Here is a 24772-nt window from a genome sequence, read left to right on the forward strand (position 1 = left end):
GGGGACGTCAGCCGTCCCCCAGAGGAGCACGATGAGCGACAGTTCGAGGCGCGGCCAGGATCGGGACCGCGATCGACGTGACCGTGACAGCCGGCGTTCGACCGAAGGGCGGCCCGAGCGAGCCGGCGGCCGTGGAGACGCGTCCGGATCGCGATGGTCGTCTGGAAGCCGTCGGTCGGAGCAGGGAGCTCGTGGGGCCGGCAACGGGCGCGGACGTTCGGGTGACGACCGGGCCTCCGGCCGTGGAGAGCGCTCCGGAACGGATCGGACATCCCGCGGACAGGGTTCGGGGAGCGGATTCAAGCCGAGCCGACGGACTGGTGATCAGCGCGACGGCGATACCGGGCGCGGCCGGCCGGCCGACGGCGGCTGGTCCTCGCGGCCCCGACGTGACCGCGATGGCTCCGAGGGCGACCGTGCTCGTACCGGTCGTGGCAGCGGTGGGAGGTTCGGTTCGGACCGCGGCCGTTCCGGGGTCGACCGTGGTGGGCAGGGCCGCAGTTGGCGTTCGGACTCTCCAGGTCGAGAGTCCGCTGGACGGGGATCGGAGCGTCCGCGGAGTGATCGACCGTCCGGAGGCTACGACCGATCGTCCCGCTCTGAACGCCCGGACCGCGGAGACCGTCGTTCGGACGCAACGCGTGGCGGAAGGTACTCCCAAAGCGATGATCGCAGGGGGCGTGACCGCGGTTTCGGTGACCGCGACCGTGAGCGGTCTCGGGGTGAGGCGTCCGGTGGTAGGGGGCGTGACCGGAGTTTCGGTGACCGCGACCGTGAGCGGTCTCGGGGTGAGGCGTCCGGTGGTAGGGGGCGTGACCGGAGTTTCGGTGACCGCGACCGTGAGCGGTCTCGGGGTGAGGCGTCCGGTGGTAGGGGGCGTGACCGGAGTTTCGGTGACCGCGACCGTGAGCGGTCTCGGGGTGAGGCGTCCGGTGGTAGGGGGCGTGACCGGAGTTTCGGTGACCGCGACCGTGAGCGGTCTCGGGGTGAGGCGTCCGGTGGTAGGGGGCGTGACCGGAGTTTCGGTGACCGCGACCGTGAGCGGTCTCGGGGTGAGGCGTCCGGTGGTAGGGGGCGTGACCGGAGTTTCGGTGACCGCGACCGTGAGCGGTCTCGGGGTGAGGCGTCCGGTGGTAGGGGGCGTGACCGGAGTTTCGGTGACCGCGACCGTGAGCGGTCTCGGGGTGAGGCGTCCGGTGGTAGGGGGCGTTTCCAGCAGCCGCGTTCCTCGGGACACCCCGGCGGCCGGTACGAACGTCCGAGCCGACCTGCGGACGCCGATCGCCCGGCGCGGGACACCCGTCCCAGTGGCGACGACCGCCGACGGGGAGGAACCCGTGACCGGAGCCGTCCGGTGAACGAGCCCGTCGGTCCTGAGCTACCCGCGGACGTCACCGGGCTCGAGCTGGACTCGGACATCCGGCGGCAGCTCGGCACCCTGAGCAAGGCCACGGCCGACCGGGTGGCCCGCCATCTCGTGATGGCCGGTCAACTCGTCGACGAGGACCCGGACGAGGCGCTCGAACACGCCCTGGCGGCGCGCCGCGAAGGATCCCGCCTGGGCGTCGTACGTGAGGCCGTCGGCTACACCGCCTACGCGGCCGGGAAGTACGAACAGGCGCTGGCCGAGTTTCGCGCCGCCCGCCGGATGACCGGCTCGGCGGAATACTTCCCCGCGATGGCCGACAGCGAGCGTGGACTGGGTCGCCCTGAGCGCGCACTGGATCTCATCGCGACGGTCGACCGGTCGGAGCTGGACCCGGTGGCACGGGTCGAGTTGCTGATCGTCGAGGCCGGAGCACGACGTGACCTTGGCCAGCCGGCCGCGGCGCTGGCACTCCTCGACGTACCCGCTCTGCACGGCCGGGCGTCGGCCGCCGCGGTCACCCGCGTGCGATACGCCTATGCCGACACCCTGGAGGAACTCGGCCGACGTGAGGAGGCCGCGCAGTGGTTCGCGCGCGTCGTTGAGGTGGACGTCGACGCCGAGACCGACGCCGAGGATCGGTTGGCCCGGCTCGCCGAGGCTTGAGGGAGCGGGTCGAAGGACCTGACCCCGGGTGGTTCCTCGCGCTGGTGCCCATTAGTTGTCCACAGCCGCCGGATCGGCGACGTCGTCCACAGGCCGGAGGTCTCACCTGGTCGCTCGTGCCGGAACGGAGGAGATTGGGGCTGCCAACCCGCGACGACGGACCTTCCAGAGAGGGAGGCAGCCCCGATGACAGATTCCGACGCGCAGAAGCCGCCGATCCCGTGTCCCGATCACCGCAACGAAGTGAGGCTGGTCGGCCGGGTGTCGGCGCCGGTGACGCGACGGGAGCTTCCCAGCGGCTCGACCGTCGTCAGCGTCCGGCTGGTGGTGCAGCGAGATCCGAAGACCCTGCCTCCGCGCTCGGCTGTGGTGGACACGATCGAATGCGCCTCCTGGTCGGCCGAATGCCACGCGGAGATGGAGCGGTGGAGTTCCGGCGACATCGTCGAGGTGGCAGGCGCGCTGCGACGCCGGTTCCGTCGCAGTGAGTCCGGACCGATCAGCCGGTACGAGGTGGAGGCGGCCAGCGTGCGCCTGCTCGTCGACAGGGAGACGGTCAGTGCTGGTCGAACATCCGCATGACGAACCCGGTGCGCGGCTTCGGGCCGAACGACGTCGACTTGCGCGGCATCCGGCCGCCCTCCCGGGCGACGGCCTGGACGGTGGACACGTCGACCGGGTTGAGCAGCACGGCGACGCCGTTGCTGTCCCGGGCATGCTCGACGGCGGCGCGTTCACTGTGGGCATAGCCGATGTGCTCCTCGGCCAGGCCGAGAGTCCCCCCGAACAACCGTTCGTGCAGCACCTCCGTGTCCAGCCGGAACCGCCCGGTGGTGGTCTCGGTGGGGACGCTCAACAGTTCCCAGCGGAGCCCGTCGGTGACGACGAAGGCGTTCCGGCGGCCATGAGCCGCGGCGAGCGCGTCGTGTGCGCGGTCGGCGTCGTCGAACGACTCGACGGTGAATTCGGCCCCCGCCCGGGTCACCAGGTCCTCCAGCGTGATCCCCGCGACCGTCCGGTGGATCGCTGTGAGCTGCAGCGGGTGGGCACGCTGGTCGACGAGCAGCGCGAGTCCGCTGTCCCACGGACCCGGACCGGCGCCCGTGGCCCGCATCTGGCGTTGGAGCTTCAGGTAGGTCGCGTACCTGTGGTGACCGTCGGCGATCAGTGCCTGGCGGGGAGCCAGGTCGGCGGCGATGGTGCTCAGCGCATCCACGTCGGTGATTCGCCACAGCAGGTGATCGACTCCGTCCGCTGTGCGGGCATGCACCAGTGGCTCGCCTCGAACGGTCACCTCCACCAGGTCGCTGGCCGGCCCTCCGCCGTCGTACACCAGCAGGATCGGTTCCAGGTTGGCCTCGCACGCGCTCATCAGGGCCAGCCGGTCCGCGACCGGACCGGGCATCACGTCCTCGTGCGGAAGTATCACCCGCTCCTCGGGCTCGCGCAGTTCCACGGCGCCGAACATCCCCCGCAGCACGAAGGGCCGGCTGCCAGGCTCGCCCGATTCGGGCACCCGCTGCTCGTAGACGTAGAGCGCGGCCTCGGTGTCGGCCCGGAGGATGCCCTCGGCCCGCCAGCGGTTGAGCAGGTCGGCGGCTCGCCGGTAGTGATCCGTGTCCGACAGGACCGCCGGACCAGCCTCGCCGCTGCTGCCGGCGGTTCGGGACGAATCGTCCCTTCCCACGGAGTGGTCACCTTCGCCGGGGGACCGGTGGTCGGAGGTCCAGTCGGCCGGCCCCGCCGGCCGGGGGAGAACGACCCGGACGATGTTGTGTGGCTCCTCAGCCGTGAGCGCCGCCACGCTGCCGGGATCGAGTACGTCGTACGGCGGAGAGGTCACGGCTGCCAGGTCGCTGACGCGTTCGGGGTCGTAGCGGACGCCCGGAAAGGGCGACAGCACCAGCGGCCGGGTACCGGAGTCGGGCGTCGGGGAGGGGTCGGTCACGCTGGGCATGTTAGGTGTCCACCCCGTCCGGGCGAGGTGCCCGGGGCGTCCTCGGGCAGGTGTCCGTGCGAAACCGTGGTCGGCAGACTTGGTGGAATAGCCCGGCCCGGCCTCCGGTTGAGGGCGCCGAGGAGGGAGGACACCATGATCAACGGCGACGCGAACGTCGGCACGCCCGGCGGTGACGTCTACGAGTGGTACCGCAGGGGCCTCGCCCTGCTCGAGGGCGGTGACTCCGCGGCCGCGGCGCAGCTGCTCGCGCGCGCCCGGGAGGCCGAGCCCGGTTCCAGGTCGATCCGGGAGGCGCTCGCGCGGGCATTCTTCAACAGCCGGCACTACGCGGACTCCGCCGAGGCGTTCGAGGGACTCGTCGACGATAATCCCTCCGACGATTACGCACATTTCGGCCTCGGTCTGGCTCTGAGCCGAATGGGCCGACACGACGCGGCGGCGCCCCACCTCGCGATGGCGGCGGCCATGCGACCCACCGTCGACCACTACAACAACGCACTTCGGCAGGTCAGAGCGACCCTCAGGGCCCGGGAGGACATGAAGTGACCGACAAGACCACGACCGACGAGGACACGGCCCCCGAGCCGTTGTCCGAGGCCGACCGGCCCCTGGTCGAGCAGTACGACACCGGACTGTTCGACCTCGACGGCGTGGTCTACGTGGGCGCGGACGCGGTACCCCGCGCCCCTGAGGACCTGGAGCGGACGCGGGCAGCGGCCATGCGGGTCACCTTCGTGACCAACAACGCCTCTCGCACCCCCGACTCGGTGGTCGAGCACCTTCGCAAGGTCGGGGTCCGCGCCGAGGTCGCCGACGTGGTGACCTCGGCGCAGGCCGCGGCGCGGCTGGTCGCCGAGCGCGTGCCCGCGGGATCGCGGGTGCTGGTGGTGGGTGGCGAGGGCCTGCTGGTCGCCGTCAGGGAGCGCGGACTGGTTCCGGTCCAGACGGCTGCCGAGGACCCGGCCGCCGTCGTTCAGGGGTTCCATCCGGAGGTCGGCTGGCGACAGCTCGCCGAGGGCGCCTACGCCGTGAGCCGAAACGTCCCGTGGATCGCGTCCAACGTCGACCGGACACTGCCGACCGACGGGGGCCTGGCGCCGGGGAACGGCACCCTCGTGGAGGTGATCCGGATGGCGACCGGCCAGACACCGGTGGTCGCGGGTAAGCCGGCGCCGCCGCTGTTCCACGAGACGGTGGAACGCGTAGGGGCCGAACGACCCCTGGTGATCGGCGACCGGCTGGACACCGACATCGAGGGAGCGAACGCGGCCGGCATGCCGAGCATGCTCGTCCTGACCGGCGTGACAAAGCTCGCCGACCTGCTGACCGCTCCGGCAAACCAGCGTCCGACCTATCTCGCCCGGGACCTCGCGGGGCTCTTCGCTCCACACCCGGCTCCCCAGGTCGGCGACGGCAGCGCCACCTGCGGGGAGTGGACCGCCGCGCTCGAGCACCAGGACGGGACAGGTGCCGGCGACCGGCAGGGGCAGGTCATTGTTCGGCTGTCCGGGAGCGGGGATCCGCTGGACGGTGCTCGCGCGCTGCTTGCCGCTGTCTGGTCTGCTCCCGAGCCCGCTCGGGTCGACGCGTCGGAGGCCCTCGCACTACTGCGCGGCCAGGACGCGGCGATGGGTTAGTGTCAAGTGGCGGCCCAGGACTGGTCAGCGGCCGGCTCGTTGACCACCACGTACGCAGCGACCGGAGCGACTCGTTCGCGCGGCCGGTGTCGCGGCGAGCAAGCTCAGACCAAGGAGACGTGGGCACTGTGGAAGACGACACTCCGGTGCGTGAAGCCACCACTGTCGAGACGGTGGCCGCCGAGGAGCACACGCCCGAGTACGACCCGACCGGCCGACCTGACGTCGACGCCGTCCTCGACCGGCTCGGCGAACTCGCCGGTCTGGGACCGAGTGACCACATCGACATCTACGAAGACGCCCACCGTCGCCTGCACGAAACCTTGCTGGCTGCCGGTGAGGATCATGGGGACGACACTGGCCGGCCGTGACCAGGGCCTGCCCGGCGACTCGGCCCACCGGGCCCGTCTCGACGCCGAACTCGTCCGGCGTGGACTGGCAAGGTCACGCGAGCACGCGGTGGATCTCATCACGGCAGGAAATGTCCGCGTCGACGGGCGGCCGGTCGCCAAGCCGGCCCGCCGGGTCGCCGCCGACGAGGTGTGCGAAGTGGACTCCCCGGGCCCGGAGTTCGTCTCCCGTGGCGGGCACAAGCTGGCCGGGGCGCTGGCGGCGTTCGGGCCGCTGGGACTGACGGTCGACGGGCGGCGCTGCCTGGACGCCGGCGCGTCCACCGGCGGGTTCACCGACGCGCTCCTGCGCGCGGGGGCACGGCAGGTGGTCGCGGTCGACGTGGGCCGCGACCAGCTCGTGGCCGAACTCCGAGACCACCCGGCGGTCGACGTCCACGAACGCACGCACGTGCGCGACCTCGACCCCGCACAGGTGGGCGGCGCGGTGGACCTCCTCGTCGCCGACCTGTCGTTCATCTCCCTCACCACCGTGCTGCCTGCGCTGTCCGGCCTGGTCCGGCCCGGCGGCGACCTCGTGCTGTTGGTCAAGCCACAGTTCGAGGTGGGTCGTTCGCGGCTGGGCAAGGGGGGCGTGGTCCGCGAGCGCGCGCTGCGCCACGACGCGGTACGCACGGTCGCCACAGCCTCGGGTGCGGTGGGCCTGGGGGTGGCGGGCGCTACGGTGAGCCCGCTTCCCGGACCGGCCGGCAACACCGAGTACTTCCTCTGGCTCCGTGCCGACGCACCACTGTGGGACGACACGATCCTTGCCACTCTGGATCCGCCCGGATCGCCGAAGGAGACCTCGCTGTGACCGAAGACCGCACGGTGCTCCTGGTGGTCCACACCGGACGAGCCGAGGCGACCCAGCTGGCGAGGGAGGCGGCCGCCCGGCTCGCCGACGCCGGCGTCGGCGTGCGCCTGCTCGCCCCCGACGCTGACGACATCGGCCTGGACAAGGCCGAGGTGGTCGACGTCTCGCCGGCCGCGGCGGAAGGCTGCGAGATCGTCATGGTGCTGGGCGGCGACGGCACGATCCTGCGTGGCGCCGAGGTGGCGCACGCTTCGGGCACTCCCGTCCTGGGCGTCAACCTCGGCCACATCGGCTTCCTGGCGGAGTCCGAGCGCGACGACCTGGACGTCACCATCGACCACGTGGTCCACCGCAAGTACGCCGTCGAGGAACGTATGACTCTCGACGTGACCGTCCTGGTCGACGGCGCGGTCGCCGCCACACAGTGGGCACTCAACGAGGCGAGCGTGGAGAAGTCCGCCCGCGAGCGCATGATCGAGGTCGTCGTGGAGGTCGACGGCCGGCCACTTTCGCGGTGGGGCGGCGACGGTGTCGTCGCCGCCACGCCGACCGGATCCACCGCCTACGCGTTCTCCGCCGGCGGGCCAGTGGTGTGGCCGGAGCTGGAGGCGATGTTGGTGGTGCCGCTGAGCGCACACGCGTTGTTTTCCAGGCCTCTGGTCGTGTCGCCACGCTCCGTGGTGGCGGTCGAGCTCATGCAACGCAATCCAGGGCCGGGAGTCCTGTGGTGCGACGGCCGGCGCACCGAGGAGCTTCCGCCGGGTGCTCGGGTGGAGGTACGCCACGGTGCGCGGCCCGTGCGGCTCGCCCGGCTGCACCAGGGCCCGTTCACCGACCGTCTGGTGGCGAAGTTCGACCTACCGGTGCACGGGTGGCGTGGGCGGCGGGAGGTCCGTGCTCGACGGGCCGCGGCGAGGACGACCAATGCTCGCCCGGAAAGCGCCCGTGGACCCGACTCCGCGGCGGCCGTCGACCACTCCTCTTCCGACTACTCACCTGACCGTCACGAGCGTGCCACGGGCGAACGGCCCGGCGGTGTCGGCGAGACCCCGTAGAGTTCCGGCGATGCTGGAGGAAATCCGGATCCATGGGCTCGGCGTCATCGACGACGCCGTGCTCGACCTCGACGCGGGCCTGACCGTCGTCACCGGCGAGACCGGCGCCGGAAAGACCATGGTGGTGACAGGCCTGTCCCTGCTGCTCGGCGGACGCGCCGACGCGGGGCTGGTCCGTCGCCAGACCGAGCGTGCGGTCGTGGAGGGCAGACTCCGACTCGACTCTGGTTCTGCCGCCGCGCGGCGCGCGGTCGAGGCCGGCGCGCAGCTCGAGGACGACACCCTGATCGTGATGCGGACCATCGCCCGCGACGGCCGGTCCCGCGCGTACGCGGGCGGTGCGGGAGTCCCCGCGGGGGTGCTCGCGGAGCTGGCCGAGGAGCTCGTGGCCCTGCACGGCCAGTCCGACCAGCTGCGGCTGCTGCGGCCCTCGCGGCAGCGGGAGATCCTCGACCGCTACGCCGGATCAGCGGTCCAGGAGCCGCTCGCGGCCTATCGGATCCGCTACTCCCGGCTCGCCGAGGTCGACGCCGAGCTGTCCAGTCTGGTCGCGCGAGCCCGTGACCGTGCCCAGGAGGCGGACCTGTTGCGGTTCGGGCTGGCCGAGATCGAGTCGGCCGACCCGCAGCCGGGTGAAGACAAGGCGCTGACGGTGGAGGAGGACCGGCTCGCGCACGCCGACTCGCTGCGAGCCGCCGCCAGCCTGGCGCAGACAGCCCTCACCGGCGACGAGGACCTCGCCGGCGCGCCGGTCGACGCGCTGTCCCAGGTGGCGAGCGCACGCAAGGCCCTCGACACGGCAGGGATGCACGATCCCGAGCTCGCGGGGGTGGCCGACCGGTTGGCGGAGGCGGCCGCACTGCTCGCCGACGCCGGTTCCGACCTGGCCTCCTACGCCGCCGGTGTGGACACCGATCCCGCGCGGCTGCAGGCCATCGGCGACCGGCGGGCGGTGCTCGGTGCGCTCACCCGCAAGTACGGCGAAACGATCGACGACGTCCTGGCCTGGGCACGCCGATCGGCGATCCGGCTGGCCGAGCTGGACGGATCCGACGACACGATCGGCGCCCTCAGGGCCGAGCGCCAGGAGCTGACGACCGAACTCGGCATGCTTGCTCACGAGGTGAGTTCGGCTCGCATGGCGGCCGCCGAACGCCTCGGCAGCGCCGTCACGGCCGAGCTCGGCGATCTCGCGATGCCGCACGCCGAACTCACCGCCGACGTGGCCCAGACCGAGGTGCGCACCGCCGAGGTGTCGGAGCCTGCCTCGGCGGGGGAGCGGAAGCCGAACCGCGGCAGACGTGTCGAGTCTGCCCATCCGGACACCGCCACCACAGCCGGCCACGGCACCGGAGGCGAGACCGAGGACCAACGTGCCCTGCTGGTCGACGGTCGATGGTTGGCGTACGGCGCGCACGGCGTCGACGAGGTCGAGCTGCGGCTGCGACCGCACCCGGGTGCGCCCGCCCGCGCGGTTCAGCGAGGTGCGTCCGGTGGGGAGCTCTCCCGGGTGATGCTCGCGGTCGAGGTGGTCTTCGCCGGTGTGGACGGCGTACCCACGTTCGTGTTCGACGAGGTGGACGCCGGTGTGGGCGGCCGCGCCGCGGTGGAGATCGGCCGCCGGCTTGCCCGGCTCGCGGCCAACTCGCAGGTCGTGGTGGTCACCCACCTTCCGCAGGTGGCCGCGTTCGCCGATCGGCACTACGTCGTACGCAAGAGCGACGACGGCTCGGTGACCCGCAGCGGACTCACCTGGCTGGACGACGAGGGCCGGGTGGCAGAACTCGCTCGGATGCTCGCCGGTCTGGACGGGTCCGCCAGTGCGCGGGCACATGCGGAGGAGCTCCTCGCCACCGCGGCCGAGGCACGCAGGGACGCGGCAGGGTCCCGGTCCGGCAGAAAGAAGGCAGTCGCGGCCGCGGCGGGCAGAAAGGCCGCGACTGCGACCACGGGAGAGAGGACCTCGCCGGTAGCGCCCAGGAACGCCGCGTCGGCGAAGAGCGCCAAGGCCGTGCGGGAGGACTCCAAGGACGCCGCTGTTGTCGGCGGCGACCCGGAAGAGCCCATCAAGCAGTCCGCCAAGGCGTCCACCAAGGAGCCCCGGAGCGCTGCCAAGGCTGTGCGGGGAAACACGAAGGACGCGAAGCTCGACGAGGACGCCGCGAGCAGCAAGGCGAGGAAGGCCACGAAGCCGGCCAGGTCCCGCGGCGGTTCGAGCTGAGGCATACGTCGAAGTAAGGCTGCCGGCAACCGGGTCGTCCACCGCGCGTAGACGACCGGGCGGCGGAGAAGCACGTAAGCAAGTCGCCCGCCGTGCGTTGACGGCCAGGCCGGCGGAGAAGCCCGTAGCGGAGTGACCGCACTGCGCCACGCCCACATGACAACATGCGCCCACAGGCGGTACTCGCGTGGCAGTATCTGGTCTGCGATGAGACTTCCTACTTTGCGCCGTCCACGACCGGTGGCTCTGCCCGGTGTCGTCGGCGTGGCGCGACTCGACTCGCGGACGAAGAACCTCACCAAACGACTTCGTCCCGGTGACATCGCCGTCATCAACCATGTCGACCTCGACCGGGTGAGCGCGGAGGCACTGGTTGCCGCGCAGGTCGCCGCTGTCGTCAACGCCGCCCCGTCCATCAGTGGGCGCTATCCCAACCTCGGCCCGGGCATCCTGATGGCGGCCGGGATCCCACTGGTCGACGACGTCGGCGCCGACATCTTCGCGAAGGTCGGCGAGGGAGACGCGGTACGCCTGAACGGCGCGAGCCTGTACCGCGGCGACACCGAGGTCGCCTTCGGAGCGGAACAGACCGGGGAGACCGTCGCCAAGGCCACCGAGGAGGCACGGTCAGGGCTGGCCATCCAACTCGAGGCGTTCGCCGCCAACACGATGGAGTACCTCCGGCGCGACCGCGACCTGCTGCTGGACGGCGTGGGCGTACCCGACGTCAGTACCCAGATGGAGGGGCGGCACGTCCTCATCGTGGTGCGCGGCTACGACTACCGCGAGGACCTCGTCGCGCTCAAGTCCTACATCCGGGAGTACCGCCCGGTCCTCGTCGGCGTCGACGGCGGCGCCGACGCGCTGCTGGAGGCCCGGCTCAAGCCGGACATCATCGTCGGTGACATGGACTCGGTGTCCGACACCGCGCTGCGCTGTGGCGCCGAACTCATCGTGCACGCCTACCGAGACGGTCGCGCTCCCGGCGCGGACCGCCTCGACCGACTGGGCCTGGAGTCACGGGTCTTCGCCGCCACCGGCACCAGCGAGGACATCGCGATGCTCCTCGCCGACTCCAAGGGCGCTGCGCTCATCGTCGCCGTCGGCACGCACCTTTCGCTGGTGGAGTTCCTGGACAAGGGCCGCTCCGGTGCGGCCAGCATGTTCCTGACCCGGCTGCGGGTGGGCGGCAAGCTGGTCGACGCCAAGGGAGTCAGCCGGCTCTACCGTTCCCGGATCCAGACCTGGCAGATCGTGATGCTGCTGGTCGCCGGCCTGCTCGCGTTCCTGGTCGCGCTCGCGGCCACGCCCGCCGGACAGGCCTGGCTGGAGGTTGTCGGCATCCGGTGGAACGACCTGGTCTTCTGGATCCGAGGAATGTTCACGTGATCGACTTCCGCTACTTCCTCGTCTCCATCGCCGCGATCTTCCTCGCACTCGCCGTCGGGGTCGCGTTGGGCGCCGGCCCGCTGAAGGGCGAGCTCGACCAGCAGTTGCGGGGCACCATTTCCGCGGTGAGCAAGGAGAAGGACGGACTCCGCAAGCAGATCGCCGACCTCCAGGAGGGTGACAAGTACCGCGACTCCTTCGCCGCGGACATCGCGCCCGACCTGGTCAAGGGCCGGCTCAACGGCCAGAAGGTCGTGGTGGTCGCCCTCCCGGACGCCGACAACGGTGTGGTCAAGGGCGTCGAGCAGAGCCTGACCAGTGCGGGCGCCACGGTCACCGGCACCGTCTCGATGACCGACAAGTGGTCCGACCCGAGCCAGCGGCAGTTCCTCGAGGAGCTCGCCACGAGGCTGGTCACCGGTGACGTACGGATGCCGGACAACGGTTCGGCGTACGACCGGGCCGGCGTGGTGCTCGCGCGGGCTCTGGTCACTCGTGACGCCGCCGCCGCGGGCCGCAAGGACAGCGCCACCCCGACCATCATGGGCGCGTTCGGGGAGGGCGACCTGGTCAACTCCGACAGCGACCTCCCGCAGGCGGACCTCGCCGTGGTCGTCGCTCCACCGGTGCAGGCCAAGGCGAAGCCCACCCCGGATTCCGACGCCAACCAGGCATGGGTGTCGCTCGCCCGTTCACTGGATTCGGCCAGCCGCGGTGCCGTGGTGGTCGGCGACCCGTCCGCCGCCGGCGATGGCGGTGTGCTGGCCAGCCTGCGTGCGGACAAGCAGGCCCGCGGCGCGGTCTCGTCCGTCGACGTCGCCGACCTCGCCAGCGGACAGGTGGCGACGGTGTGGGCGCTGGCCGAACAGGCCACCGGCGGCGTCGGCCAGTACGGCGCGGTGGGTACGACCGACGGAGCGCTGCCCAAGCGGCCGACCGCCGGCTCATGACCGGCTCACCCGCCGAGGGACCACGCGCGGGCCGGTGGGCTCGGCGCGGTTTCCGGACACAATCCCGGACTCCCGAGCCGGCCACGCGGCTCGTCGTCGCCACCGGTGCGGCGCTCGCCGCCCGGCTGGCGTTCCGGCGCCTTCGGTCGCGCACCGGCGCCGGTGCCGACCGCTGGAGCCGTACCAACCATCGTGGTGAACAGGTCAGCCTGCTGCTCGGTCCGGCCGCGGTCGCCGGGACCATCGCGGCGACGATGGCGGTACCCGGTCTCACGACGGCGGAGCGGCTGGCCGCGGCGGCCGCGGTCGTCGGCAGCGGCGCCGTCGGAGCATACGACGACCTGGCCGGTACGGCGGCGGAGAGAGGGCTGCGGGGTCACCTGGGCGCATTGCGGCGAGGGCAGGTGACCAGCGGCGCGGTCAAGGTCGCCGGCATCGGAGCCAGCGGACTTCTCGCCGCGGCGCTGCTCGGCCGCGTCGGCCCCGGTGGACGACTCGGCCCCGGTGGACGACTCGGCCCCGGTGGACGGCCCGGACGACCCGGGCCGGGTGTGGCGACCATCCTCGCCGACGGCGCACTGGTCGCCGCGTCCGCCAACCTCGTCAACCTCCTGGACCTACGGCCCGGACGCGCGCTGAAGGTCGTACTCGCCAACGCGCCGTTCGTCCTGACCTCGGCCGGTCCCGCGCTCGCGGCGCCAGTCGGGGTGGCGGCCGGTCTGCTCGCCGACGACCTCGGCGAGAACGGCATGCTCGGCGACTGCGGTGCGAACGCACTCGGCGCGGGCCTCGGCGTGGCCATGGCCGCGCGGCTGCCCCGGCCCGCGCGGCTCGGGGTTCTCGCCGGACTGGTCGGGCTGATCCTGGCCTCCGAACGGGTATCGTTCACCGCCGTGATCGAGCGACACTCGCCGTTGCGCCGACTGGACGAGCTCGGCCGGCGCCAGCCGCGCCGATGACCGCGGCGCGGGAGCCGACGGCGGCCGGCCCGCGCGCCTGGGGGAGCGGCCTGGCCCGCGCTGCCGTACTGGTGGCCGCGGTCACGGTCGCGGCCCGGGTGGTGGGGTTCGGCCGGTGGGTCGTGTTCTCCAAGACCGTCGGTGACACCTGCCTGGGCGACGCGTACAACACCGCGAACCAGTTGCCGAACGTCGCCTTCGAGATCGTCGCCGGCGGGGCACTGGCCTCGGTGGTCGTTCCGCTGCTCGCGGGCCGCACCTCCCGTGCCGCCGCCGGCGAGGCAGCCAGGACGCTCTCGGCAATGTTGACGTGGACCCTGCTCGTCCTCACCCCGGTGACGGTTCTCGCTGCGGCCCTGGCCCGTCCGTACGCCCACCTCATGCTGGCCGGCCACGCCGGTTGCGGTGAGGCCGCCGCCGACCTCGCCGGCCGGATGTTGGTGATCTTCGCCCCGCAGATGTGGTTCTACGGCGTGGCGGTGGTGGTCTCCGGTGCGCTGCAGGCTCAGCGCAGATTCCTGGCGGCCGCGCTCGCCCCGCTGGCCAGCAGCGTGGTGGTGATCGCGGCGTACGTGGGCTTCGCGGCCGTCGCGGGCGGTGCCCTCGGCGCGCAGGCGGTCTCCGGCCGCGCGGTGGCCGTGCTCGCCGGTGGCACCACCCTCGGGGTGGTGGCGATGGCGCTCACCGTGTTCGTGGCGTTCGCGCGGGCGAAGGGGGCCGCCGCACCCATCCGGCCGGCGCTGCGGTTCCCGCCCGGTGTCGCGGCCAGGGCGCGCCGGCTGGCGGCGGCCGGAATGCTCGCCCTGGTCGCCCAGCAACTGGTCGCGCTGGTGCTCACCTGGCTGGCCAACCACCGTGGCGAACCGGGGACGCTGACCCTCTACACCTGGGCGTTCGCGCTGTTCACCCTGCCGTACGCGGTGCTCGTGGTGCCGGTCGCGACCACGGTCTTCCCACATGCCGCGGCGCTCGCCTCGGCAGACCACAGCGCCGCGGCGCGTCCGCCCGACTCGTCGGCGCCGGCACGCTCGTCGGTCGAGACCGACCCGGCCGACCTGGCCGAGCTGCGCCGGCTCACCGCCGGTGCGGTCCGGGCGGTCGTCCTGCTCGGTGCGCTCGGCGGCGCCCTGCTCGCCGGTACGTCGGCTCCGCTGGCCAGGTTGCTTGTCCTCGGACCCGGCGCCGGCACGACGTCGGCACTGGCCGGTGCCCTCACCGCGTTCGCGCCGGCGGTGCCTGCGCTCGGGCTGGTGACCCTGGCCGGCCGGCTGCTCTATGCCCGCGGACATCCGGCCTGGGCGGCGTGGGGAACGACGGCGGGGTGGCTGGCGGTAGCGGTCGCGGCTGTCGCCATCACCGCCGACCTGCCGGCCTCGGCCACCGCGAGCGGACTGGGCGCGGCGACGTCCCTCGGGCTGGTTCTGGGTGCCGTCGCGCTGCTCGCCGGGGTTCGCCGCGCGACCGGACCGGGAGCGCTGCGCGGACTCGGCCTGTCAGTGCTCGCGGGTAGCGTCGCCGCGACGGCTTCGGCGGCGGCCGGCCGGTGGACGGGACGGGGGTTCGCGGACGGTGACATCGTGCGTGCGGTGACGGGGGCGGCGGTGGCCGGGCTGGCGGTGGCGGCGGTGTTCGCCGCGCTCGTGGCCCTGCTCATGGCGTTGACCGACCGCGAGGACCTGCTGTCGGTGTCCCGGCGGATCACCAGGGTCGCGCGCCGGCGTCCCGCGGACACCACCGCCCACACCGCAGCGGACGCGACTCCGGGCGCGGCGACCGACGCGACCTCCGACGGCACCACGGCCGGTCGACGGTGAGGGCACCGCGCGTCGCCCTGCTGCTCGGGCCGAGCACAGGCGGCATCGGACGGCACGTCCGCTCACTCGCCACGAGGCTGGTCGAGTCCGGTCACACCGTTCGGATCGCCGGGCCGGCGGCGACCGACCGCAGGTTCGGGTTCGGCCGGGTGGCGCAGTTCGTGCCACTGGAGGTCCCGGCGCCCAGCGCCGTCCGACGGGGGAGGGCCGTCCTTGCCGGCGCCGACGTGATCCACGCGCACGGGCACGCCGCGTCGGTGGTCGCGGCGCTGGCCGGTGGTAGCCCGACGCCGCTGGTGGTGAGCTGGCACAACACCGTGTCGGCCACCGGCCTGCGGCGACTGCCCCTGCACCTGGCGCGCAGGTGGGTCGTCCGCCGGGCAACCGTCGTGCTCGCCGCATCGGCCGACCTGGCCGAGGAGGCCGTCCGGCTCGGCGCCCGCGACGCCCGGCTCCTTGCGGTGTCCGCGCCGGCGCTCGCGCCGGCCACCCGCAGCCGGGAGGACGTACGCAGGTCGCTCGGGCTCGCGTCCCGGCAGCTGGTGCTGGCGGTGGGCAGGCTCGCCCCGCAGAAGCGGTACGACGTCCTGTTCGACGCTGTGGTCCGGCTGCGCGAGCGCGACGCGCTCCCGCCGCTGGTGCTGGTCGCCGGCGAGGGCCCCCTCCACGCGGGGCTGGCCGAACGCGTCGAGCGCGAGCGGCTGCCGGTGCGGCTGGCCGGGCACCGCACCGACGTCGCCGATCTCCTCGCCGCGGCCGACGTCGCCGTGCTCACCAGCCAGTGGGAGGCCCGGGCCCTGGTGGCGCAGGAGGCCCTGCGGTCCGGCGTACCCCTCGTGGCCACCGCGGTGGGCGGCATCCCCGACCTGGTCGGTTCGGCGGCCCTGCTGGTCCCGCCGGCCGATCCGGGGGCGGTCGCCGCCGCGCTCGCGGAGGTGCTCGACCGCCCGGAGGTCGCGGCGCGACTGCGTGCGGCCGGTCCGCGACAGGCCGCTACCTGGCCGGACGAGGAGGAGACCGCTCGGCAGATCGCCAGGATCTACCAGGAGGTCATCACACCCGGATGAGCCGGGCATCGGCGGCGGATCGGGCGTCCCGCCGGCAGCTTCGCGTACGTCCGCCCAGCCTCGGCCCAGCCTCTTTCCGGCGTCGCCACAGCCTCTCCGGCAGCGTGTCTGCGGGCGGGTCCCGGGCGTGTCCAGGTGTCGCCGCATGGGTGTAACGTCCGACCATCCGCCCGGTCCCGCGGACCGGCGTGGTGTGTGGCGGGCCGATCGGCTGTTGCTAGGCTGAAAGCCCGTGGACATGCTGGATTCCGCCCGGGTTTCCGGCCCCGACCGACCACGGGGAGTAGCTTTGGCCGCCTCTTCGCCGACTAGGCACGTGTTCGTCACAGGGGGCGTCGCCTCCTCTCTTGGTAAGGGCCTCACCGCCTCGAGCCTCGGCAACCTGCTGAAGGCACGCGGGTTGCGGGTCACGATGCAGAAGCTCGACCCCTATCTCAACGTCGACCCCGGCACCATGAACCCCTTCCAGCACGGTGAGGTGTTCGTCACCGGCGACGGGACCGAGACCGATCTCGACATCGGTCACTACGAACGGTTCCTGGACGTCGACCTCGGCCGCAGCGCCAACGTCACCACCGGTCAGGTCTACTCCAGCGTGATCGCCAAGGAGCGACGGGGCGACTATCTCGGCGACACCGTGCAGGTCATTCCGCACATCACCAACGAGATCAAGGCCCGCATCAGGGCGATGGCCGCACCCGGCATCGACGTCGTGATCACCGAGATCGGCGGCACGGTCGGCGACATCGAGTCGCTGCCGTTCCTGGAGGCCGCCCGGCAGGTACGCCACGACGTGGGCCGCGACAACGTGTTCTTCCTGCACGTGTCCCTGGTGCCCTACCTCGGACCGTCCGGCGAGCTCAAGACCAAGCCCACCCAGCACTCCGTCGCGGCCCTGCGCAGCATCGGTATCCAGCCCGACGCGATCGTCTGCCGGTGCAACCGCGAGCTTCCGTCCAACGTCAAGCGCAAGATCTCGTTGATGTGCGACGTGGACGAGGAAGCGGTCATCGAGAATCCCGACGTCCCGAGCATCTACGATCTGCCCAAGTTGCTGCACGGCGAAGGTCTGGACGCCTACGTCGTACGCCGGCTGAACCTCCCGTTCCGCGACGTCGACTGGACCGAGTGGGACGAGCTGCTGCGGCGGGTGCACCATCCGGCCGACGAGGTGACGGTCGCCCTGGTCGGCAAGTACATCGACCTGCCCGACGCCTACCTCTCGGTGACCGAGGCGTTGCGCGCCGGCGGTTTCCAGCACGACACCCGGGTCAACATCCGCTGGGTGCCCTCCGACGAGTGCACGACGCGCGAGGGCGCGGCTCGCCATCTCGCCGACGTGGACGCGGTGTGCATTCCCGGCGGGTTCGGGGTGCGGGGCGTCGAGGGCAAGGTCGGCGCGGCGGCGTACGCACGCGAACACCAGCTGCCCGTCCTCGGCCTGTGTCTGGGCCTGCAGTGCATGGTCGTCGACGTGGCCCGCAACCTCGCCGGGCTGGACGACGCCAACTCCAGCGAGTTCGAGGCAACCTGTGCCCACCCAGTGGTGGCCACGATGGAGGAGCAGCGCGAGATCGTGGCCGGGTCCGGTGACCTCGGCGGCACGATGCGGCTCGGGCTGTATCCCGCCAAGCTCGCCGAGGACTCACTGGTGCGGCGCGCCTACGCCGAGCCGTACGTCGAGGAGCGCCACCGGCACCGCTACGAGGTCAACAACGCCTACCGCACGCAGCTGGAAGACGCGGGCCTGGTCATTTCCGGTACGTCGCCGGACGGCCGGCTGGTGGAGTTCATCGAGCTGCGCCGCGACCTCCACCCGTACTTCGTCGCCACCCAGGCCCACCCCGAGCTGCGGTCCCGGCCGACCCGTCCGCACCCGTTGTTCGCCGGGCTGGTCGAGGCCGCGCTGGCCCGTCAGCGGGAGATGCAGCTCCCGGTCGGTGACCTCGGGTTGGTCCACGCTGAGGACGGCGACGGCATCGCTGCGAGGCGCCCCGAGCACGGTGACTCCGATGGTGACCACGCGGGCGATGCGATCGACGTGGACGGTGTGGACGGTGCGGCCGAGGCGGTGCCGCTGCGGCAGCGGGACGGCAGGCTGCGCACCGGAGTACGCCGGTGAGCGGCGCGACCGTCGACGGTCGATTCGGTAATCCGGATGGGGACGGAGCCGCGCCGCGCGACGTACCCGAGCGGTGGCCGGTCGTCTCCTCGTCGTACACCCTGCGCACCGGCCGGGTGATCGACGTCCGCGAGGACGTCGTGGACGGCGGCGGCGACCGGGAGTTCACCCGCGACGTCGTGGTCCACTCCGGTGCGGTCGGCATCATCGCGCTGGACGACCACGACCGGATGCTGCTGGTGCACCAGTACCGCCACCCCGTCGGCCACCGCCTCTTCGAGCCTCCCGCGGGTCTGCTGGATGTCGAGGGGGAGGACTACCTCGCCGCGGCCCAGCGGGAGCTGTACGAGGAGGGGCACGTTCGCGCCCGCGACTGGCGGGTGCTGGTGGACGCCTTCACCTCACCGGGAATGACCACCGAGTCGTTGCGGATCTACCTCGCCCGCGGTCTGTCGGAGGTGCCGCACGACGAACGGCACAACGGCGTCGACGAGGAGGCGGACATGACCGTCTCCTGGACGCCGCTGGCCGACGTCGTGGCCGGAGTGCTGACCGGAGACCTGCACAATCCCTCACTGGTGATGGGTGCGCTCGCTGCCTGGGCGGCCCACAACGGCACCGGCTTCGACTCCCTCCGCCCCGCGGACGCGCCGTGGCCGGCCCGCGAAGCGGTGCCCTACGAGCCGCCTCGGCCGATGTAGGTCCAGAAGTCCCGCATCACCGGCGGCGCCTCCGGGCTGTCCATCGCCACCTGCGTGAGCAGCAGCGAGATCGTGCCGCTCGCGGGGGAGATGTAGGCCGAGGTTCCGCTGCCGCCGGTCCAGCCGTAGCGCCCGGGTTGGTTCCACGGCCGGGTGGGCGCGAGGTCGACCGAGCCGCCGTACCCCCATCCCTGTCCGTCCAGGAACAGCTCACCGAGGTCGCGCTGGGCCCGCGTCAGGTGGTCGGTCGTCATGTGCCGTAGGGACTCGGTTGACAGCACCCGGCGGCCCTCGTGCGCGCCGCCGGCGAGCAGCATCCGCGCGAAGCGGAGCCAGTCGTCGGCGGTACTGACCAGGCCCCCGGCTCCGGACGGGAACGCGGGCAGGCTGCTCCACTGCCCGTCGGGAGCGTCCGCCAGCGCCGGCCCGCCGCCGTCGGGAGCGTTGCGGTACATGCTGGTGAACCGACCGAGCTTGCCGGCGGGCACCGCGAACCCGGTGTCTGCCATGCCGAGTGGCTCGAACAGCCGCTCGGCGAGGAAGTCCGGCAGCGACTGGCCGGTGACCCGGCTGATCAGCAGGCCCTGGAGGTCGGAGCAGGTGTTGTACAGCCATGCCTCACCCGGCTGGTAGAGCAGCGGAACGCGCGACAGCGCTGCCAGCCAGGCGTCCGGGGGGTCGACGTGCTGCGGGTCGAGGCCGCTCTTCTGCACCTCGAAGATCAGGCCGATCGCCGGCAGGGTGAAGTCGGATGGGAATCCCCAGCCGGCTCGGGAGCTGAGCACGTGCTCGACGGTGATCGGCCGCACGGCCGGCACCACGTCGTCGACGGGACTGCCCGGCGTACGCACAACAACCGGCTCGGCGAGCTCGGGCAGCCACTTGCCGATCGGGTCGTCCAGGCCGACCTGGCCGCCCTCCAGCAGCAGCATCATGCCGGCGGCTGTGACCTGCTTGGTGAGCGAGGCGATCCGGAAGATCGTGTCCCTCGCCATCGGCGCGGTGCCCTCGACGTCGACCGAGCCGGCGACCGCCAGCTCCAGGTTGTCGCCCCGGGCCACGACGGCGACGGCGCCCGGCACGGTGCCGTTGCCGTTGCCGACATGCGTACTCAACAGGTCGTTCAGGTCACCACTCATCGGTCCGCCTTCTCCTGGCTCTCGGTGAGCCGTCGACCGAATGGTCGGTCCCGGCTGGAAGAAAGACTGGCCCGGCCGCCGGAACTCATCGGCGCCGACACGCCGGAGGAGCCGTCGACGGGTGGTCAGCCGACGGAGGTGTTCAGGGACGGATGGTGCCGCCGCAGCGCCAGTAGACGCCGTGGTTGTCGCGGGCGAGCAGGCCCTCGTCGACGAGATACCTTCGCAGCGCCGCCTGGTCGTCGTACACCCGGAGCAAGGTCTCGTTGACGACGGGTTCGGGGTAACGAACGCCGGGCTCGAACAGCTGGGCCACGTGGTCCAGCAGCCGCCGGCGCCGGCCCGACCTCGCCGGCATCGCGGTGATCCGCCCTTCCCGGACGAAGGCACGGAACAGCTTCTCGGTGTCGGGATCGGCGTCGGCAGGGAGGGCCAACCTGCCGTCGGTCGTCGGTTCGGTTCCCACGAGGCACCACCTTCCGGCCACTGACGGTACGACGTCCAGCCGACAACCAGCCACCAGCTACCGGCCAGGCACCACCGCGCCACCCGACGGCGCCGTCCCCGCGTCCCGACCCGCCTCCCCGCGTGACCCTAGTGGGAGCGACCGTCGTCGAGCACGGTGATGGACAACAGGACTCCCGCGTGGTCGGTGTGGGGGAAGTAGAGGTACCCATCGGCGTCGGCGAACTTGAAGTGCGCCACGGAGGTGCCCGGGATGACGTGCGCCTTGCAGGGAACGCTGATGTCGACCTCCTCGCCGGGCTGGGTGTCCGGGATCGGGGTCAGCCGCGGGGTGGCCACCTGCCCGGCCGCGACCAGCGTGCCGAGCCGCATCAGGTAGCGGGCGGTCCAGCGAACCGAACCCGCGTTGCGGAGCCGCCAGGTCTTGGTGAACGTCTGCGAGGGCCGCATCAGGGTGCCGTCGGGAACGGTGACGTCGGCGACCCATTCGCTGCGGTCTCCGGGAACCGGCCTGCTCGGCACGGGCCTGCTCGGCGCGCGGCGCTGCGGGGAGGTGAGCCGTCTGTGCCGCTCCTCGTGCCGCATGTCCTCGTAGTAGGCGTTGAGAATGTTGTTCGCGTTGAGCACGGTGTCCCAGGTGTGCACCAGGGCCTCACCTGGTATCTGGACCCCGCGCTCGGCCTGCCCGATCGTGGTGACCGAGCAGTTGGACAGGGCCGCCATCGCGGCCAGCCCGATTCCGTTGATGTGCCGGAGCTCGCGCAGCTGCGCGCCGAAGCGTTCCTTCGCGTTCGTCGGCGCCGGCAGCGGCTTCTCCGGCCGGCCACGACGGCCAGTCATCCCATCCCCCCGGTGGAATTGATTAGCTCTCGCCGCATAAATACACCTCGATCTACCGTTACGTCCATCGGGTGTGTGGGGTGGGGACAGCAACGACACCCGACAGGGGGGAGAGGGTGGGCCTGGCCGCCGCGGTGGCCGGGCCCCCGCCCACCGGCCGGGACCCCGCCGGCGTAGGGCCGTAGGGACGTACGGTAGGTCGGCATGACCGACACCACTCCCACCTCGGCACCAGCAGGCGCAGCAAACACGGCGCCGTCCGGCGGCGGCATCGACCTGTCCGGCCGGACGGCCGTGGTCACCGGCGGCGCCAGCGGCATCGGCCGGGCCTGCGTCCGCCGGCTCGCCCTCGCCGGCGCCCACGTGGTCGTGCTGGACCTCGACGCCGACGGTGCCACGGCGGCGGCTGCCGAGGTGGGCGGACAGGCGCACCCGGTCGACCTCGGCGACCCGGCCGGGCTGGACGCCCTCGAACGACTGGACGCGCTCCGCGAGGCCGACATCCTGGTCAACAACGCGGGCCTGCAACACGTCGCGCCGGTGGAGGAGTTCCCGGTGGAGAAGTTCGCGCTGATCCAGCGGGTGATGCTGGAGGCGCCGTTCCGGCTGGCGCGGCTCGTCCTCCCCGGCATGTACGAGCGGGGGTGGGGACGGCTGGTGCACGTCTCCTCCGCGCACGGCCAGCGGGCCTCGGCGTACAAGTCTGCCTATGTCGCGGCCAAGCACGGCCTGGAAGGCCTGTCGAAGGTGCTCGCGCTGGAGGCCGCCGGTCGCGGTGTCACGTCCAACACGATCTGCCCGGGGTACGTCCGAACACCGCTGGTGGAAAAGCAGCTCGCCGCCCAGGCCCAGGCGCACGGCGTGCCGGAGGAGCAGGTGCTCGAGGACGTGCTCCTGGCCCGCACACCGCTCAAGCGCCTGGTCGAACCCGACGAGGTGGCCGAGCTGGTGGCGTTCGTGTGCGGACCCGCCACCACGTCCCTGACCGGTGTGGCGCTCACCCTCGACGGCGGCTGGACCGCCTCCTGACGGATGCCCGTAGGGTGCCCGGGTGTCCTCGCGCCCAGATGTGGCTCTGCGCCCCCTGGAGCCAACCGACTGGCCGGCCGTCCACTCCTGGTCCAGCCTGCCCGAGGTCTGCCGCTTCCAGCCGTGGGGCCCCAACTCCGAGGCCGACGCGGAGGAGTTCGTCCGGGCGGCGGCCGACGCGTGGTCCGCGCGACCCCGGCTACGGGAGCCGTACGCCGCGCTGGTCGACGGCGAGGTGCTCGGCATGGGCGAGCTGCACCTCGGCCTGGCCGCCCGGCACCGGCAGGGCGAGATCTCCTACATCGTCCATCCCAGGGTGTGGCGCCGCGGCGTGGGTACGGCGATCGGCGCGGCCCTGCTGCGGATCGGGTTCGCCGAACGCGGGCTGCACCGGATCGCCGCCACCTGCGACCCGCGTAACGCGGGGTCGGCCGCGGTCCTGCGCCGGCTCGGCATGGCGTACGAGGGCAGGCTCCGGCACACCACGCTGCTGCGCGACGGGTGGCGGGACTCCGAGACGTTCAGCATCCTCGAGGAGGAGTGGCGCGGGATGCCCGCGGCCGACGCGTGACGACGGCCCGCGCCACACTCGATCTAGATGTCGCGGAACGACTCGATCTGCGCGCCGAGCTGGTTGAGGCGTTCGGCGAGGTCCTCGTACCCGCGGTTGATGACGTAGATGTTGCGCAGCACCGAGGTGCCCTTGGCGGCCAGCATCGCCAGCAGGATGCACACCGCGGGGCGCAGGGCCGGCGGGCAGATGACCTCCGTGCCCGACCAGTGGGTCGGCCCGTCGACGTAGATCCGGTGCGGGTCGGCCAGCCGGACCCGGCCGCCGAGCTTGTTCAGCTCGGTGAGGTGGATCGCGCGGTTCTCGTACACCCAGTCGTGGATCAGCGTGGTGCCGTTGGCGGCCGCGGCGATCACCGCGAAGAACGGCACGTTGTCGATGTTCAGGCCGGGGAACGGCATCGGGTGGATCTTGTCGATCGGCGCACGCAGCGTGGACGGGTAGACGGTCACGTCGACCAGCCGGGTCCGGCCGTTGTGGGAGGCGTACTCCTCGCTGCGGGTGAAGTGCAGGCCCATCTCCTCCAGCTGGGCCAGCTCGATCTCCATGAACTCGATCGGGACCCGTCGGACGGTGAGCTCGGAGTCGGTGACGATCGCCGCGGTGATCAGGCTCATCGCCTCGATCGGGTCCTCCGAGGGCGCGTAGTCGACGTCGCGGTCGATGGCCGGCACTCCGTGCACGGTGAGGGTGGTGGTGCCGATGCCGTCGATGCGGACGCCGAGCTCGGCCAGGTAGAAGCAGAGGTCCTGGACCATGTAGTTGGGGCTGGCGTTGCGGATGACGGTGACGCCGTCGTGGCGGGCCGCGGCGAGCAGGGCGTTCTCGGTCACGGTGTCGCCGCGCTCGGTCAGCACGATCGCGCCGGGTGAGACGGTGCGGTCGACCTCGGCGTGGTAGTAGCCCGAGGTCGCCTTGACCTCCAGGCCGAACTTCCGCAGCGCGACCATGTGCGGCTCGACCGTGCGGGTGCCGAGGTCGCAGCCACCGGCGTACGGCAGTTGGAAGCGGTCCTCGCGGTGCATGAGCGGGCCGAGGAACATCAGCACGCTGCGGGTGCGCCGGGCGGCCGCGACGTCCATGCCGGCCAGGTCGAGGGTGGCGGGCGGGACGATCTCCAGGTCGTTGTTCTCGTTCAGCCAGCGGGTGCGGACGCCGATGCTGTGCAGGACCTCGAGGATGCGGTTGACCTCCTCGATCCGGGCCACCTGGCGCAGCGTCGTCCGGCCGTGGTTGAGCAGCGACGCGCACAGCAGGGCCACGCAGGCGTTCTTGCTGGTCTTGACGTCGATGCTGCCGGACAGCTCCCGCCCACCGACGACCCGCAGGTGCATGGGACCGGACGTGCCGAGCGACACGATCTCGCTGTCGAGCGCGTCTCCGATGCGGGCCAGCATCTCCAGGCTGAGGTTCTGGTGGCCGCGCTCGATCCGGTTGATGGCGCTCTGACTGGTGCCCAGCGTCTCGGCGAGCTGGGCCTGTGTCCAGCCGCGGTGCTGGCGTGCGTCCCGGATGAGCGTGCCGATGCGGCGTAGGTAGTCCTCGGTCATGGGGCGAGACCGTATCTCACATGTGATGTCCTCGCATGTCGCGTCCCGGCGTGTCGCGGTATGAA

General features: G+C 72.2%; 23 protein-coding genes. 18 read left to right on the top strand and 5 right to left on the bottom strand.

Features of this window, described 5'->3' with window-relative positions; translation table 11 throughout:
• Nucleotides 1–77 precede the first annotated feature (77 nt).
• The 3 genes from F4554_RS14615 (at nt 78) to F4554_RS14625 (ending at nt 2614) form a co-directional block, all read left to right on the top strand.
• The gene (locus F4554_RS14615) at nt 78–1358 is read left to right on the top strand and encodes a hypothetical protein (RefSeq protein WP_179787880.1); all 1281 of its coding nucleotides are present in this window, start codon (nt 78–80) and stop codon (nt 1356–1358) included.
• Nucleotides 1355–2032 (top strand): tetratricopeptide repeat protein, encoded by a 678-nt coding sequence (locus F4554_RS14620; RefSeq protein WP_179787881.1) that lies wholly within the window; start codon nt 1355–1357, stop codon nt 2030–2032. The genes F4554_RS14615 and F4554_RS14620 overlap by 4 nt, the downstream gene beginning before the upstream one ends.
• Nucleotides 2033–2218: 186 nt before the next feature.
• Nucleotides 2219–2614 (top strand): single-stranded DNA-binding protein, encoded by a 396-nt coding sequence (locus F4554_RS14625; RefSeq protein ID WP_179787882.1) that lies wholly within the window; start codon nt 2219–2221, stop codon nt 2612–2614.
• Here the strand turns inward: F4554_RS14625 and F4554_RS14630 are convergent.
• A complete protein-coding gene (locus F4554_RS14630) occupies nt 2589–3980 on the bottom strand; it encodes a DUF1015 domain-containing protein (protein WP_337796047.1) in 1392 nt (463 codons plus the stop codon). The genes F4554_RS14625 and F4554_RS14630 overlap by 26 nt on opposite strands.
• Before the next feature lie 144 nt (nt 3981–4124).
• Here F4554_RS14630 and F4554_RS14635 point away from each other — a divergent pair, with 144 nt between their 5' ends.
• The 13 genes from F4554_RS14635 to F4554_RS14695 all read left to right on the top strand — a co-directional run bounded on the left by F4554_RS14635 (nt 4125) and on the right by F4554_RS14695 (nt 19113).
• The gene (locus F4554_RS14635; protein WP_179787884.1) at nt 4125–4538 is read left to right on the top strand and encodes a tetratricopeptide repeat protein; all 414 of its coding nucleotides are present in this window, start codon (nt 4125–4127) and stop codon (nt 4536–4538) included.
• Complete coding sequence (locus F4554_RS14640) at nt 4535–5629, top strand: HAD-IIA family hydrolase (protein ID WP_179787885.1); 1095 nt, start codon at nt 4535–4537, stop codon at nt 5627–5629. Before F4554_RS14635 ends, F4554_RS14640 begins: the two co-directional genes overlap by 4 nt.
• Nucleotides 5630–5748: 119 nt before the next feature.
• The gene (locus tag F4554_RS14645; RefSeq protein WP_202889297.1) at nt 5749–6000 is read left to right on the top strand and encodes a hypothetical protein; all 252 of its coding nucleotides are present in this window, start codon (nt 5749–5751) and stop codon (nt 5998–6000) included.
• Nucleotides 5975–6835: a TlyA family RNA methyltransferase gene (locus tag F4554_RS14650; RefSeq protein ID WP_179787886.1), complete on the top strand. Its 861-nt coding sequence runs from the start codon at nt 5975–5977 to the stop codon at nt 6833–6835. Before F4554_RS14645 ends, F4554_RS14650 begins: the two co-directional genes overlap by 26 nt.
• Nucleotides 6832–7890 (top strand): NAD kinase, encoded by a 1059-nt coding sequence (locus F4554_RS14655; protein ID WP_179787887.1) that lies wholly within the window; start codon nt 6832–6834, stop codon nt 7888–7890. Before F4554_RS14650 ends, F4554_RS14655 begins: the two co-directional genes overlap by 4 nt.
• A 10-nt stretch (nt 7891–7900) precedes the next feature.
• Nucleotides 7901–10111 carry a DNA repair protein RecN gene (recN, locus tag F4554_RS14660; RefSeq protein ID WP_179787888.1) on the top strand — a complete coding sequence of 737 codons (2211 nt, stop codon included), beginning with the start codon at nt 7901–7903 and terminating at the stop codon, nt 10109–10111.
• 207 nt (nt 10112–10318) lie between these two features.
• Complete coding sequence (gene steA / locus F4554_RS14665; protein WP_179787889.1) at nt 10319–11500, top strand: putative cytokinetic ring protein SteA; 1182 nt, start codon at nt 10319–10321, stop codon at nt 11498–11500.
• Nucleotides 11497–12450, top strand: a complete 954-nt coding sequence (locus tag F4554_RS14670; RefSeq protein ID WP_179787890.1) for a copper transporter — start codon at nt 11497–11499, stop codon at nt 12448–12450. The genes steA and F4554_RS14670 overlap by 4 nt, the downstream gene beginning before the upstream one ends.
• On the top strand, nt 12447–13409 hold the full coding sequence (locus F4554_RS14675; protein ID WP_238341302.1) for a hypothetical protein: 963 nt from the start codon (nt 12447–12449) through the stop codon (nt 13407–13409). Before F4554_RS14670 ends, F4554_RS14675 begins: the two co-directional genes overlap by 4 nt.
• Nucleotides 13406–15223, top strand: a complete 1818-nt coding sequence (murJ, locus tag F4554_RS14680) for a murein biosynthesis integral membrane protein MurJ (protein ID WP_179787891.1) — start codon at nt 13406–13408, stop codon at nt 15221–15223. Before F4554_RS14675 ends, murJ begins: the two co-directional genes overlap by 4 nt.
• Nucleotides 15220–16290, top strand: a complete 1071-nt coding sequence (locus tag F4554_RS14685; protein WP_179787892.1) for a glycosyltransferase — start codon at nt 15220–15222, stop codon at nt 16288–16290. Before murJ ends, F4554_RS14685 begins: the two co-directional genes overlap by 4 nt.
• A gap of 238 nt (nt 16291–16528) precedes the next feature.
• A complete protein-coding gene (locus tag F4554_RS14690; protein ID WP_420360752.1) occupies nt 16529–18412 on the top strand; it encodes a CTP synthase in 1884 nt (627 codons plus the stop codon).
• A 101-nt stretch (nt 18413–18513) separates the two neighbouring features.
• Nucleotides 18514–19113, top strand: coding sequence for an NUDIX domain-containing protein (locus F4554_RS14695; RefSeq protein ID WP_202889972.1), 600 nt, complete (start codon nt 18514–18516; stop codon nt 19111–19113).
• On the opposite strand, the gene F4554_RS14700 is transcribed toward F4554_RS14695, so the two are convergent.
• The 3 genes from F4554_RS14700 to F4554_RS14710 all read right to left on the bottom strand — a co-directional run bounded on the left by F4554_RS14700 (nt 19089) and on the right by F4554_RS14710 (nt 21557).
• The gene (locus F4554_RS14700) at nt 19089–20252 is read right to left on the bottom strand and encodes a serine hydrolase domain-containing protein (protein WP_179787894.1); all 1164 of its coding nucleotides are present in this window, start codon (nt 20250–20252) and stop codon (nt 19089–19091) included. The two genes, F4554_RS14695 and F4554_RS14700, sit on opposite strands and share 25 nt — an antisense overlap.
• A 142-nt stretch (nt 20253–20394) precedes the next feature.
• The gene (locus F4554_RS14705) at nt 20395–20718 is read right to left on the bottom strand and encodes a DUF2087 domain-containing protein (protein WP_337796048.1); all 324 of its coding nucleotides are present in this window, start codon (nt 20716–20718) and stop codon (nt 20395–20397) included.
• Between the two features lie 128 nt (nt 20719–20846).
• On the bottom strand, nt 20847–21557 hold the full coding sequence (locus F4554_RS14710) for an NBR1-Ig-like domain-containing protein (RefSeq protein WP_179787895.1): 711 nt from the start codon (nt 21555–21557) through the stop codon (nt 20847–20849).
• 204 nt (nt 21558–21761) lie between these two features.
• On the opposite strand from F4554_RS14710, the gene F4554_RS14715 reads away from it, so the two are divergent.
• A complete protein-coding gene (locus F4554_RS14715; RefSeq protein WP_179787896.1) occupies nt 21762–22586 on the top strand; it encodes a 3-hydroxybutyrate dehydrogenase in 825 nt (274 codons plus the stop codon).
• Between the two features lie 22 nt (nt 22587–22608).
• Nucleotides 22609–23157: a GNAT family N-acetyltransferase gene (locus F4554_RS14720; RefSeq protein WP_337796049.1), complete on the top strand. Its 549-nt coding sequence runs from the start codon at nt 22609–22611 to the stop codon at nt 23155–23157.
• A gap of 23 nt (nt 23158–23180) precedes the next feature.
• On the opposite strand, the gene F4554_RS14725 is transcribed toward F4554_RS14720, so the two are convergent.
• Nucleotides 23181–24707 (bottom strand): helix-turn-helix domain-containing protein, encoded by a 1527-nt coding sequence (locus F4554_RS14725; protein ID WP_179787897.1) that lies wholly within the window; start codon nt 24705–24707, stop codon nt 23181–23183.
• Nucleotides 24708–24772 lie beyond the last annotated feature (65 nt).

Source organism: Actinopolymorpha rutila (assembly GCF_013407855.1).
In the GTDB taxonomy this organism is placed as follows: domain Bacteria; phylum Actinomycetota; class Actinomycetes; order Propionibacteriales; family Actinopolymorphaceae; genus Actinopolymorpha; species Actinopolymorpha rutila.

What these genes read in the sequence shown, in the direction of transcription:
- F4554_RS14625 (WP_179787882.1), top strand. Translation starts at nt 2,219, where the DNA reads ATGACAGATTCCGACGCGCAGAAGCCGCCGATCCCGTGTCCCGATCAC.
- F4554_RS14635 (WP_179787884.1), top strand. Translation starts at nt 4,125, where the DNA reads ATGATCAACGGCGACGCGAACGTCGGCACGCCCGGCGGTGACGTCTAC.
- F4554_RS14650 (WP_179787886.1), top strand. Translation starts at nt 5,975, where the DNA reads ATGGGGACGACACTGGCCGGCCGTGACCAGGGCCTGCCCGGCGACTCG.
- recN (WP_179787888.1), top strand. Translation starts at nt 7,901, where the DNA reads ATGCTGGAGGAAATCCGGATCCATGGGCTCGGCGTCATCGACGACGCC.
- steA (WP_179787889.1), top strand. Translation starts at nt 10,319, where the DNA reads ATGAGACTTCCTACTTTGCGCCGTCCACGACCGGTGGCTCTGCCCGGT.
- F4554_RS14675 (WP_238341302.1), top strand. Translation starts at nt 12,447, where the DNA reads ATGACCGGCTCACCCGCCGAGGGACCACGCGCGGGCCGGTGGGCTCGG.
- murJ (WP_179787891.1), top strand. Translation starts at nt 13,406, where the DNA reads ATGACCGCGGCGCGGGAGCCGACGGCGGCCGGCCCGCGCGCCTGGGGG.
- F4554_RS14690 (WP_420360752.1), top strand. Translation starts at nt 16,529, where the DNA reads ATGCTGGATTCCGCCCGGGTTTCCGGCCCCGACCGACCACGGGGAGTA.
- F4554_RS14700 (WP_179787894.1), bottom strand. Translation starts at nt 20,252, where the DNA reads ATGAGTGGTGACCTGAACGACCTGTTGAGTACGCATGTCGGCAACGGC.
- F4554_RS14710 (WP_179787895.1), bottom strand. Translation starts at nt 21,557, where the DNA reads ATGACTGGCCGTCGTGGCCGGCCGGAGAAGCCGCTGCCGGCGCCGACG.
- F4554_RS14715 (WP_179787896.1), top strand. Translation starts at nt 21,762, where the DNA reads ATGACCGACACCACTCCCACCTCGGCACCAGCAGGCGCAGCAAACACG.
- F4554_RS14725 (WP_179787897.1), bottom strand. Translation starts at nt 24,707, where the DNA reads ATGACCGAGGACTACCTACGCCGCATCGGCACGCTCATCCGGGACGCA.